Genomic DNA, 12508 nt, shown 5'->3' with positions numbered 1-12508 from the left:
TGGCCAAGCAATGGGTAACATTGTGCATTAGCCAGGAGGTATAAGGCTGAATAATCGCTTCCTGGCTAATGTCCCATTAAAATATGAAGACTGAAACCTTATATAATGATGATTTGTGGCAACGGTTTAAGGATAAATTCGGTCTGACAACCGCGTCCTTCAAATTAAAAAAATATCCCCAATTTGATCCTTATTTCGACTTCTTCAACCTTAGTGAACAAATCAGGACTAAGGTTGCTGACCCGTCCTTAAAAACCATCTTTTCCCATCCTTTTTTGCCCTTTGTTAAGATCTTGACAAAAACTCCAAGATACCGTTATCAGGAGGATAAGTCGTCTTACGATTTGGAAACCAAGATCAGACCTATTTCATTTGCCTCCCATTTTGATTCTTATATTTATGCCTTTTATGCATTTGCACTAACCGAAAAATACCAGGAGTATATCAGGGATAAAAAATTCAGTGAATGTGTATTGGCTTACCGAACGGACCTAAACGGATCATGTAATATTCAGTTTGCCAAAGAAGCTTTCAACAGGGTTAAAGAACACCTAAATAGTACAGGAAGCTGTACGGCTATTGCATTGGATATTACCGGATATTTTGACAATATTGACCACTATTTATTGAAAGCTAAATGGTGCAAGATTCTAAAATTATCTGAACTTCCAATTGATCAATATAAAGTATATCGGTCGCTCACCCAATATGCATATATAAATTACACCAGCTTCTTAAAACACTTTAAAATTGATTTAGAGCTCAAAAGAAAAGAAGGTGTAAAATGGCAATCGCTGTTGGATCTAATGGATGATAGCATTGCAGGCAAGGCATTATACGAAAAGTTTAATTTTTTAAGGGCTCAAAATCTGATTGTTACCAATCAGCCTAAAATTAACAATAAAACTAAAGAGAAGGAATTTCGGGGCATTCCACAAGGCTCATCAATGAGTGCTGTGCTTTCAAATATTTACCTGATAGATTTTGATGAGTACATATTTCGACTCAGTAAAAAGTACGGATTCACTTATCGGCGTTACTGCGACGACCTTCTGATTATTTGTAAATCCTCAGATTATTCCGATGTAAGCAAGCTGGTGCTTGATGAGATCGAAAAATATAAACTGGTAATTCAACCCCAAAAAGCAGAGATTATAAACTTCCATAAAAACAGCAAAGGCAAAGTCAGGGGTTTTAATTATAAAAAAATCAATAAAGATAAAGCAATCTTAACCCCAGCGAGCGAGTCCAATTATTATAAGTCATTGCAATATTTAGGCTTTGAATTTAACGGACAGGATATTTATATACGGCCAGGAAGTCTATCTAAATATTTTCAAAAGATGAACAGGCGAATTGTTAAGACAATTATGATGTCTTATAGTTCAAAATCCAAATCATCATTTATTCAAAAAAAGCAACTTTATGAAAAGTATTCTCATTTAGGAAAAAGAAACTTTCTCAGCTATGCTCAAGACGCAGCTAAGAAAATATATAAAAAATCAAACGGAATACTCAGGGAGGGTATGGATTCCATAGCAATTAGGAAACAACTATCCAGGCATTTCCGTCTTTTAGAACAAGAGATTACAAAGACAAGTGAGCAGCGTTTTATACAAAAGGAAACGTCAAACGCATTTAGAAAGATGAAAAACAAAAGATTAAAAAAGAACGAACTAAAGTTTTAATTAATTTGAACAAGGCTGTAATAATATTAAGCTATTTACCATTCTTCCCGCCACTCTTCCGTTACATTTCCATCATAAAACTCTAAGCATTTCCCCCCGCTGGTGCACGCGTGTCGCGTGTTCCCGACTGACAGGTAAACTCTATGCTAAACCGAATTAGCAAATTCACGGTTCGTGATAAGTAGACCCACTGACAGGTAAATACCATGCTAAACCGAATTAGCAAGAATAAGTCTATTGGAAAGTAAATTCCGTGCTAAACCGAATTAGCACCCAATACAGAATCCGGGTTACCGCAAGCACTTCTTGCTGCCGCAGGCCTCCAGGCCCCCAATGCTAGCGCACGCGTGCCGCGTGTGCCCCGCATGCAAATCACGATGTCGTTGTAAAGCACAAAAGCCATCTGTACCGCAATTTCGCGTTAGTGATGGCAGTGGATACCGGCCCGGCGCCTAAGGCCTGTGCCGTATGAACGTACAGCACGGCCCGCAGGGAACGCCAAAATTAGATTTGAGATGTGAGATATGAGATTTGAGACAAGAACGCCATGAAGAAGAATCAAGAGTTAAGAATCAAGAGTTAAGACAGGAGAAAAAGTATCAAGTAGTTAGTATCAGGTATCAAGATTTTTTGAGGTAGGAAAACTTATCAATCATCCTCCAATCACAAAGTCCGGATGTTCACCGGTTCCAAAGTCCAACTACCCTCTGGTCTGAAGGTCAGTCGGTCTGCCAATCCCAAAGCCGCCCTTACCCCTTCAAATAATGCAACCCCACGCATCCCGATTTAAAAACTTTGGAATCCACCAGTTTCCAGTTTAGCTTTTCCGGCAGCGGGAAGTCTTCCATCAACTTTTTTCCTTCGCCAATAATTACCGGGTGAATTACAATATGAATTTCATCAACCAGGCCAAGCGCCATGAGTTGCGAACGCAGGCTTACGCCGGCGATGGAGATTTTTTTGCCGGGCTGCTGTTTCAGTTTTCGGATTTCGGCTTCCAGGTTGTCGCGCACAATGCGTGTATTACCTTCCACGCTTTGGAGGGTGCGCGAAAAAACAATTTTATCAATGTCGACAACCGTTTGCGCAAACGCATTGCCCGCTGCCGCGCCCGACTGGGTTTTGGCCACCTCGGTCCAATACGGAACCATCAAATCGTACATTTTACGTCCGTATACCACCAGGTCTACGTCGTGTGCCAGGTCGGCAAAATATTGGTGAATTTCTTCATCGCCATTAAATTTGGTGTGTTCGTAACAGCCATCTATACTGATATTGATGCCAAAAGTTACAGTTCTCATAGGGTTGGTTTTGGTATTAATTTTTGTTGACCGGTTTTGCTAAATAAATATCAAAAATAAAATACGGCATTCATAGCGGTGAGGGCCAGGTGCGACAAATAAATGGCGTTTAAGTCAGGAGTCTGAAGCCTTTAGTCGGAAGTCTGATTTTTCAGGACTTAAGACTCAAGGCTCCCCCCGGTGCATAGTTGATAAGCGATTTAGTTGAAAGACAAAATTTATACAAAACTTAAAAAACTTCCCCGCCGCTTGGGGGCTGAGCCCTGCCGGCAGCATCTTACTATTATAAACCAATTGAAAAACAATACCATAAGCCGGGCAGCCGGGCGCCTTTAGCGTTTGCAGCAGCCGGGGTAACCAACATTCGTGATTTTTTTTAGGACGGCAGTTTTTTACAGGCTGGGCGGGAGCGTGGCGTATAGGGCATGGCGGAGAAGACTCACCCGGCCCCGATATATCGGGGCCACCCTCTGTCTTCACCTGCGGTGGAAAGAGGGCTTGAACGCGGCATATAAACCCGGAAAGACGCGCTTGAAAGCTGGCCAAACCCGGTATGCTAAATGCATTCAGCACTTCAAGCCCCTCTTTCCGGCGAAGCCGAAGAGAGGGTGGCCAGCGCAGCGTAGCCGGGTGAGTCTTGGCAATTTCAAGGGGTTTTTAATAATGCAACAAACAGGGGGCAGGCTTTATATAAACCAATTAAACGAAATCAATTTCTATGAAAATTATGAAAAACAATGTTAAACAAACCGGCGGCGCATTGGGTGTGCTGCGTGCTTTTAAATTGATGGGTCGGGCCGCGTATGGCCTGCTGCTGTCGGCGATGGGCTGTATGGCGGTGGCTTCGGGCTGTAAAAAGGAGGGGCAGCTGGCGGCTGGGTCGCCGGCGGCTTCGGCAGCGGTGGCCGGTCGTAAGCTGGTAACCAATGCAACCCTGCCCACCCGTGCCGAAGCGCTGGTGGCCATGCAGGTGTACAACAATACTTTTTACAACCAGTACGGCACTTACGGCCCCAGCTTTAAGGCCTACTACTGGAAAGACCAGAACCACACCACCCGCATGGACTTTTGGACGCAGGCCGAGGCTATCGAAACCCTCATTGACGCTTACAATATAAACCCGAACGTGGATTTGAAGAACAAAATTAGCTACCTGTACAACGGTATGCGCGATGGTTACGGCCTTACCTGGGAAAGCAACATTTATAATGATGATATTATTTGGGGCAGCCTGATGTGCGTGCGCGCCTATGCCATTACCAATGATGGCGGCATGCTGGATATGGCCAAAAACAACTTCGCCATTGTATGGAACCGCGCCTATGATACCGCCCTGGGCGGCGGCCTGTGGTGGACTACCGCCAAGCAAACCAAAAACGCCTGCGTAAACGCCCCGGCCATCATCTGCGCCATGAAATTGTACGCTGCCACTGGTGATGCCAGCTACCAAACCAAGGCCAAGCTGCTGATGGATTGGATGGTGGCCACCCTGTACACCAGCAGCGGCGAAGTTAAGGGCGCCATAAACGCGGCCGGCACCATTACCGAAGGCAGCCGCTCGTACACGCAAGGCACGTTCATAGGCGCCTGCGATGCCCTGCGCCTGCAATACCCCGCCGTAAACTACGCCGCCATGGCCAACAACGTAATGAACTACAGCAAAAACAACATGTGCCAAACCCCCGGAGGCATTTTGCTGGACGAGTATGATACGGCCGATACCCAGGGCTTTAAAGGCATATTTGCCCGCTGGGCCTGTATTTATGTGCATTCGGCCGGGTTGCAAAGTACTTATGGCAACTGGCTGGATGCCAACGCCACGCAGGCATGGTCGATACGTAATAGTAGCGGACTCATGTGGGGCAAATGGGCCACCCGCACCCCCGACGGTACCATCCTGAACGCTTTTGAAACCACCCCCGGCGTAGCCATGGTGAACGGTATTTACTGGTACCGCTAAATTAATTTAGCCTGCCCTGTTTGTTTTATAATTTTTTGTTTGATGATGCTTTTGATGCTCCGAAAGGCTATATGCCCTTGAATCAGAATTTTTGGTTGCAAGTAATTGTCTGAATCAGAATTTGCGGAATTTGAGAATTTTATGGTGCAGATAATTGTCTGAACCGGAATTTATTGAATTAAGGAATTAGCAGAATTTTTAGCTGCAAATTTCATTACAGAAAAAACACCTTGCGATCCCAAAAGTGTCAGCAGAGGGAGCTTCGGGTGAAAACGGCCAAAACGATGGTGGGTTGTGCTGTGGCAGGGCATAGGAAGTTTTGCCGGCAGGGGATGGCATGTGCGGGCAAAGCACGGGGGCAAATAATTCTGGCCCAGGTTTTGGCCGTTTTGCAGCGCAGAGGCTTTGAGCGTAAAGAAGCATTTCTGCTGACGGCGGTTTTGGTTCCTTTTGACAAGACAAAAGGAACTAGGCCCTCCCGCGGCCATGAGCGGGCCGATGTCGTAGTTTCTACAAAATAATGTTGTTCCCCAAAAACGATTTAGTCGATTAAAACAAAATATGGTAATACCCGTAAACCGGCATGGCATATAAGATCCCTCTTTCGCACCCACACACAATCACCACAGCCCTATCGGGATGACAAGTTTCGTTTTCACGATAGTTGCCAACCACCCGCACCGGCAACAGACCTCACACCTCCGATCCCTACTTCACCAACTCCTTCAATTCCTCCGCACTTACCGTCAATTGCCCAGCCTTTGGCAACCTGCGGGTCAATTCCCGCCAGTTGGCATCTTTGGCGTAAATTTTTTGCAGCATGGGGGCAGCCTCTTTTACGTGCTTGTTATTGGCCAGTGTAATGGCGTGCCAGTATTGCATCTCCAGGTTAGTGGGGAACATGCGCTCGGCGGCGGTGTATTCGGCCATGGCCTGGGGCATATTGTTTTTCTCCACCAGCAGGTCGCCATTGTTCATGTGTTCGTAGGCGCGTTCCAGTTTCAGCAGGCGGTCAAGCTCGGGAATGGGGTTGGGGTTATCATCAACCCGCAGGTCAATCAGTTTATCATTCCAGCTCTCCTTAACCGCCGTACCCGCTACCACAATAATGGCCGCCGACTGACGCCCGCGAATATCGCCGCCTGCGGCCTGCGCGGCTTTAAGGCAGGCCAGCACCCGCTCGGCAAGCGGCAGTTTGGTGTTGGTTAAAAAGGCGTGTTCCATGGCGGCGCAAACTTTGTCGGTAAGCATCATATTGCTCTGTACCGAGTAGTTGGCGCCGTGGCGGTCGGTAGCGTAGGCAATACATTTGCTGCCGGTGTATACAGCCGTTTGGCCTTTGGTATCCAGGAACGCCACCTGGCGTACGTCGCGGCCGGGGTCTTGCTTAATCAGCTGGTCAAGCGCTTGCCGGGGCGTTTTGCCCCCCTGCATCAGCCAAAGCCCCTGCGGCCCGTACGATTTTTTAATAAACGACTGCGTGGCTACCACCCCCACACCCGATTTACCCCAGATAACCGAGGTGCCCACACTAAACCAATGACTTTGCACGGCAGCCGCCATTTGCCCGGTAGCCGGGTCGCGCGCCACGATAGAGAAGGTATGCGCCAACGGTTCGGTAGCCTTATAAACCTGCTGCCCAAAAGCCGGCACAGTAAACAATAACAAAATCGGAAAAAGTTTTTTCATGAGTGGGATAGTATAAATCCGAAGCTACGGATTTTGAGATGAAGCAACAAATACTTCCCGGACTTCCCCGACTTCCCCTAGTTAATTTAATCGCCTTAATATTTGTATCAAAAAATGTATAATTCTTTCATTGCTGATATTAAAAAGCCAGCCTTTTTTATATTTTTTGTCTTAATTCTTGACGCTTAAATGCCGGTTATTTCCCGGTATTCCAATATCATTAAGTCCAGTTTAAAAAAAACAGAAAACCGAACACCTGCAAAAAAGGGAGAACCTGTACAGGCCCTCCCTCAAATCAAAACTATTAAATCAAAATGTGTTATACTTCGGGCCCGGCAGGCTTATCAAAATGGAAAGGCTGTTTGGGCTGGGTAAAAATATGTTCTTCGGTGTGTTTGCGTGGTTTAACTACCATCCAGGCGCCAAAGGCCATAATAGCCAGTGGCCATACTATGCGGTCGGCATCGGGGATGTTTTCGTCGAGCAAAAAGGCAACGCCAATCAGGGTAACAATTATCCATGATGGTTTCCTGAAATTATATTTGGCACCCATATAAGTACCCCAGGCAATCATCCACATTGGCCAGCTAAACAGCCAGTCGGGTATAAAAAACAAATCGAATTGGTTTATCAGTAAAAGGCTGCCAGCTACTAATAAAATTGCCCCTGCGGCTACTTTGCTGTTGTTTGGGGTGTTCAGGGTGTTTATATCGTTGTTCATCGTCGTAAGTTTTAAATTATACCCTAAAAGTACTGCGCTATATAAGGCACAGCAAGGCAATATTGGCGAACAGGGTATAACAACCCGGTAAGCAAGTATATTTTGTCGGTGAATGGGGCTACCGTTTTCGCCGGAAATTTTGACAAACAAATGCCGCATAGTATCATTACAATAATTACATTGCCCTACCATAATAACACCATGGAAGATACCGATATATTGATCATAGGCGCAGGTGCGGCGGGTTTAATGGCTGCGCGTACGCTGGCAAAAGCCGGTAAAAAAGTTACCGTACTGGAGGCCCGCGACCGTATTGGCGGCCGCATTCACACACTCGAAAATGCATCGGGCCAACAACCGCTTGAATTGGGTGCCGAGTTCATACACGGCGATTTGCCGCTCACAAAATCGTTATTGGACCAGGCAGGCATTGCCTATGAACACGCCGGCGCATCCATGTGGCGGTACGAGGATGGCGAGTTTAAACAGAACGAATCTTTTGTTGAACATTGGGACGCCTTCCTTAATAAACTGGGCGAATTAGAGCAGGATATGAGCATCAACTGTTTCCTGCTTCGCGAATTTAAAGGCGAAAAATACCGGCGTTTAAGGGAGTCGGTACGCCAGTTTGTATCCGGATATGACAACGCCGACCCCAAAAAAGCAAGTTCGTTTTCGCTACGCCGCGAATGGCAATCTGAAGACGATGGCGCACAATACCGGGTAGGAGGTGGTTATATCAATTTGGTCCGTTTTTTAGCCGGAGAGATAGTTGCTGCCGGTGGGCAGATACAACTAAACGCGGTAGTAAAGAAAATATCTTGGCAACAACATTGCGTAAAAGTGGTTAGCAGCGTTGGGTGTACGCATTCGGCAAAACAATTAATTGTGGCTTTACCGCTTGGCGTTCTGCAGGTTAACGCAGGCGATTCCGGGGCGATCAGTTTTATTCCCGAGATTCCTGACTATCTCAAAGCTATCAACGCCTTAGGCTTTGGGGCGGTGATAAAAATCCTGCTGGAGTTTGATGAAGCTTTTTGGGAAGACAAGCAAACCGAAATACTGGCCGGTAAAAGCCTCAGTAACATGGGCTATTTATTTAGCACCGAGGAAATCCCCACCTGGTGGACACAGGCACCCCGGCATACCAATATGCTAACCGGCTGGATAGGCGGCCCCGAAGCTGCCGAAARAGCGGATACCCATAACACCGAAATAATAAAGCAAAGCCTGCAATCATTAGCCATTATTTTTAACCGCGATGAGCAACAACTCAATCAAAAGCTTCTTAACTACCACATAGTAAACTGGACGGCCGACGAATTTTCCCGCGGCTCTTACGCTTATGATACGGTAGAAGCCAACCAGGCACGCCATGTTTTGAGCGGACCGATCCAGGATACTATTTTTTTCGCTGGCGAATATTTGTACAACGGCACCGCCATGGGTACTGTTGAAGCTGCACTTGATAGCGGGTTACGCGCCGCTGAGCGGATTAAACAGCTATAGAAAAGACCTTTTTTTTAACTTTTAAGCAGCCTATATTTAATATTTTTAATTAGGGATACGATATTAACTAAATCTTTCGTTATTGGCGGATAAGTACCTTATCCAATGTCCAGATTATTCCTGACCCTACTATTTTCCTATTTTATTGTTTTAAACCCGCGGCCCAAATTGCCGGATAGCAAACGGGCCGGTGCCGTGCGTGCTACCGTATGGCCCCCATTGCAAAGAGAATTGAACGATAAGGGTTTTAAAGGGGAAGCCCCCATTTACATCCGTATTTTTAAAGACCAGGATGCGCTGGAAGTTTGGAAAAAGGCAGGCAATAAATATAAGTTGTTTAAAACTTATGAAATTTGTTACTACTCTGGCAACCTGGGCACCAAAACCAAAAAAGGCGATAATAAAAGCCCCGAAGGCTTTTACACCATCCAACCCAAACAGCTTAACCCGGTGAGTAATTACTACCTGGCTATTAATGTAGGCTACCCAAACAAGGTTGAACAGTTAAAAGGTTACACCGGCGATGCTATTATGATACATGGGCATTGTGCATCTATTGGTTGCTACGCCATGACCGATGCGCGGATTGAAGAAATTTATACCTTGGTTTACAAAGCTTTTGAGGCGGGCCAGCAAAAAATAAACCTGGATATATTTCCATTCAGAATGGATAAAGCGCACATGGATTTTTACAGCCACCAATCCTATATGGCTTTCTGGAAAACGTTAAAGCCCGGATATGAAAAGTTTGAAAAAACACGCCTTCCGGTTAACTATTTTATCAAAGGGAAGGACTATGCTTTTTGAAGATTGAAAAACAAATAAGTTCATCAATAATGATTTTGGCAAAGAAGGTTTTTCAACCCCTTATTCGGCTTATCAATAATTATTAAAATTTCCATACAACAAATCAATTTTATTATAAATTTGGAACGCGGATAGTGCCTGATAGCAGGCCGCAGCCAATTATACTTTTTTGACCTGTTTTACAATATGAAGAAAACTTTACTTTTTGCCTTATGCAGCCTTGCGCTTGCGTTGGGCGCATCGGCGCAAATGCCTGCTTTAGAGCGCGTTGAGCCTATGTCATGGTGGGTGGGCATGAGCAACCCTAACCTGCAATTAATAGTACATGGCAATAACATTGCAGGCCGTAATGTGGTACTTAATTACCCTGGCGTAAAGCTAAAAGCAGTACATAAAGTTGAAAACTCCAATTATTTATTCCTCGATCTGCAGCTTTTTTCATCGGTAGTTCCGGGAACGTTCCCGATAAAATTTACAAAGGCCGGTCAAAAGGACCTGGTTTATCAATATACGCTTAATAAACGCGACAAATCTGCCGGTCGCATACAGGGCGTAACCAACAAGGATTTGATATACCTTATCATGCCCGATCGTTTCAGCAACGGTGATGAAAGCAACGATTTTTTTGACAATATGCGCGAGAAAGGCGTTCACCGCGATTCGATGTATAGCCGCCACGGCGGTGATATCCAGGGAGTGATGAACCACCTTGATTATTTAAAAGCCTTAGGCGTTACTGCTATCTGGATGACCCCCGAAATTGAGAACGACGAGCCGCATGCATCATACCATGGCTATGCAGTTACCGACTATTATAAAATAGACCCCCGCTATGGCACCAACGAGCTTTACAAAAAATTTGTTGAGAAATGCCACAGCATGGGCCTGAAGGTAATTAAAGACCTGGTGCACAACCACGCCGGTACCGAAGGCTATACCATTTTGGATATGCCCATGAAAAGTTGGGTACACCAGTGGCCAAAATACACCAAATCAAACTTTAGGGATGCCGCGGTGATGGATCCGCATGCCTCGCCAATGGATAAGAAACTGATGGCCGATGGATGGTTTGATCATCGGATGGCAGATATGAACCAGAATAATACTTACGTACAAAACTACCTTACCCAAAACCATATTTGGTGGGTGGAGTATGCTGGTATCGATGGCTTCCGCTTAGATACTTACCCGTATAACGATCCGGCATATATGGCCAAATGGGCGCAGGATGTTAAGGCCGAATTTCCGAAGCTTTCCATTTTTGGCGAAACGCTGGTATGGTCGGCGGCAAACCAGGCATTTTTCACCCAGGGTAATACGGTTAACCGTGGTATGGATACCCACTTGCCAGGCGTAACCGATGGCGTATTAAAAGATGCCATTTATGAAGCGCTGAACGGCAATGACGGGTGGACGGATGGCGTTGGTCGCCTTTATTCGGTCATAGCGCAAGACTTTTTATACCAGGATGCTACCCGCAACACCATATTTATGGATAACCATGATATGAGCCGCCTGCTATCTATGGTTAAAGAAGATTTTACCAAATACAAATCGGCCATGGCCATGTTGTTGACCATGCGTGGCGTTCCCCAGTTATATTATGGCGACGAGATCCTGATGAAAAACTATAGCGATCCGGATGGATTGGTACGCGAGGATTTTGCCGGTGGCTGGAAAGGCGATAAAGAGAACAAGTTTACCGCCGACGGCCGCAGCAAAAAAGAAAACGAGGCCTTTAACTATGTAAGCAAGCTGGCCAACTACCGCAAAGGCACAACCGCCCTGCAAACCGGTAAAATGATGCAGTTTGTACCCGAAAAAGGGATTTATGTATACTTCAGGTACAATGCTGCCAAAACGGTAATGATTATTTTCAACAGCAGCGATAAGGATCAAACTACAACAACAGACCGGTATTTTGAACGAATTGGCGATGCCAAAAAAGCCCGTAACGTGATAACCGACGAGCCCGTTGACCTGGCCCAGGTGAACATACCTGGCAAAACTGCTTTGGTGCTCGAAATATTACCCGGCGGTACTCATTAAAAATTATATCTTAGTGGCTTTGAGCCGCGTATCTAAAAAGTTACAATGAACAATATTAAAGCATGTATTTTCGATCTGGATGGTGTAATTGTTGATACAGCCGTTTATCACTATAAAGCCTGGAAAAGATTGGCCAACTCATTAGGGTTCGATTTTACAGAGCACCAGAACGAACAACTCAAAGGCGTAAGCAGAGTACGTTCGCTCGAGCTTATTTTAGGCTGGGGAGGCGTAACCAAAACTGCCGAGGAGCAGGAGGTTTTAGCCACCCAGAAAAATACCTGGTACATGGAAATGGTTAACCAGATGAAACCCGATGAAATACTGCCCGGAGCAAAGGAGTTTGTAGAAGTCTGCCGCAAAGCAGGTATCAAAATAGCCTTAGGCTCGGCCAGTAAAAACTCGATGACCATCCTCAACAAAATTGGCATTACCAATCTTTTCGATGCGGTAATTGATGGTAACAAAGTAAGTAAAGCCAAACCCGATCCGGAAGTATTTTTGGAAGGGGCCAAAGCACTAAGTGTCGAACCCGAAGAATGTGTAGTATTTGAAGATGCCATTGCCGGGGTAGAGGCAGCTAAAGCCGGCGGTATGAAGGTAGTTGGCATAGGCCAGCCCGGCGTACTGGATGCCGATTTGGTAATCAGCGGGTTAGATAAAATGACGTTAGATAAATTATTTAAATTATAAAGTTTCACCCAACCCTCTCCAAAGGAGAGGGCTTTAAAAGATTCTTGAAGCCCCTCTCCTTTGGAGAGGGGTTTGGGGTGAGGCTAAACGG

The 12508-nt window shown here is 45.6% G+C and carries 9 protein-coding genes; 6 read left to right on the top strand and 3 right to left on the bottom strand.

The features are described from left to right. The first annotated feature begins 83 nt into the window (after positions 1–83). The gene (locus AC1DU2_RS06445) at positions 84–1688 is read left to right on the top strand and encodes a reverse transcriptase domain-containing protein (RefSeq protein WP_477383420.1); all 1605 of its coding nucleotides are present in this window, start codon (positions 84–86) and stop codon (positions 1686–1688) included. A 749-nt stretch (positions 1689–2437) separates the two neighbouring features. Here AC1DU2_RS06445 and AC1DU2_RS06440 read toward each other — a convergent pair. After that, positions 2438–2989 carry a dihydrofolate reductase family protein gene (locus AC1DU2_RS06440; protein WP_477383419.1) on the bottom strand — a complete coding sequence of 184 codons (552 nt, stop codon included), beginning with the start codon at positions 2987–2989 and terminating at the stop codon, positions 2438–2440. A 727-nt stretch (positions 2990–3716) separates the two neighbouring features. Here AC1DU2_RS06440 and AC1DU2_RS06435 point away from each other — a divergent pair. Then, positions 3717–4949 (top strand): glycoside hydrolase family 76 protein, encoded by a 1233-nt coding sequence (locus AC1DU2_RS06435; protein ID WP_477383418.1) that lies wholly within the window; start codon positions 3717–3719, stop codon positions 4947–4949. Between the two features lie 708 nt (positions 4950–5657). On the opposite strand, the gene AC1DU2_RS06430 is transcribed toward AC1DU2_RS06435, so the two are convergent. Together AC1DU2_RS06430 and AC1DU2_RS06425 are read right to left on the bottom strand one after the other, a co-directional pair. Beyond that, positions 5658–6638: a DUF1028 domain-containing protein gene (locus AC1DU2_RS06430; protein WP_477363381.1), complete on the bottom strand. Its 981-nt coding sequence runs from the start codon at positions 6636–6638 to the stop codon at positions 5658–5660. Positions 6639–6957: 319 nt separating this feature from the next. Further along, on the bottom strand, positions 6958–7359 hold the full coding sequence (locus AC1DU2_RS06425; protein WP_477383417.1) for a LiaF transmembrane domain-containing protein: 402 nt from the start codon (positions 7357–7359) through the stop codon (positions 6958–6960). 201 nt (positions 7360–7560) lie between these two features. Here AC1DU2_RS06425 and AC1DU2_RS06420 point away from each other — a divergent pair, with 201 nt between their 5' ends. From AC1DU2_RS06420 to pgmB, 4 genes are all read left to right on the top strand, one after another. Beyond that, entirely contained in the window at positions 7561–8868 is a 1308-nt protein-coding gene (locus AC1DU2_RS06420; RefSeq protein WP_477383416.1) for a flavin monoamine oxidase family protein, read from the top strand. A 105-nt stretch (positions 8869–8973) separates the two neighbouring features. Continuing rightward, positions 8974–9675: a L,D-transpeptidase family protein gene (locus AC1DU2_RS06415; protein WP_477363372.1), complete on the top strand. Its 702-nt coding sequence runs from the start codon at positions 8974–8976 to the stop codon at positions 9673–9675. 186 nt (positions 9676–9861) lie between these two features. Continuing rightward, positions 9862–11724, top strand: a complete 1863-nt coding sequence (locus AC1DU2_RS06410; RefSeq protein WP_477383415.1) for an alpha-amylase family glycosyl hydrolase — start codon at positions 9862–9864, stop codon at positions 11722–11724. A gap of 45 nt (positions 11725–11769) precedes the next feature. Then, positions 11770–12417: a beta-phosphoglucomutase gene (gene pgmB / locus AC1DU2_RS06405; protein WP_477363366.1), complete on the top strand. Its 648-nt coding sequence runs from the start codon at positions 11770–11772 to the stop codon at positions 12415–12417. Positions 12418–12508 lie beyond the last annotated feature (91 nt).

This window comes from Mucilaginibacter sp. P4_C11, from assembly GCF_056402115.1.
This window is presented reverse-complemented; position numbering and strand designations above follow the sequence as displayed.

Bases quoted from the DNA above. Each gene is read 5' to 3' on its own strand.
- AC1DU2_RS06445 (WP_477383420.1), top strand. From the start codon at position 84: ATGAAGACTGAAACCTTATATAATGATGATTTGTGGCAACGGTTTAAG.
- AC1DU2_RS06440 (WP_477383419.1), bottom strand. From the start codon at position 2,989: ATGAGAACTGTAACTTTTGGCATCAATATCAGTATAGATGGCTGTTAC.
- AC1DU2_RS06435 (WP_477383418.1), top strand. From the start codon at position 3,717: ATGAAAAACAATGTTAAACAAACCGGCGGCGCATTGGGTGTGCTGCGT.
- AC1DU2_RS06430 (WP_477363381.1), bottom strand. From the start codon at position 6,638: ATGAAAAAACTTTTTCCGATTTTGTTATTGTTTACTGTGCCGGCTTTT.
- AC1DU2_RS06425 (WP_477383417.1), bottom strand. From the start codon at position 7,359: ATGAACAACGATATAAACACCCTGAACACCCCAAACAACAGCAAAGTA.
- AC1DU2_RS06415 (WP_477363372.1), top strand. From the start codon at position 8,974: ATGTCCAGATTATTCCTGACCCTACTATTTTCCTATTTTATTGTTTTA.
- AC1DU2_RS06410 (WP_477383415.1), top strand. From the start codon at position 9,862: ATGAAGAAAACTTTACTTTTTGCCTTATGCAGCCTTGCGCTTGCGTTG.
- pgmB (WP_477363366.1), top strand. From the start codon at position 11,770: ATGAACAATATTAAAGCATGTATTTTCGATCTGGATGGTGTAATTGTT.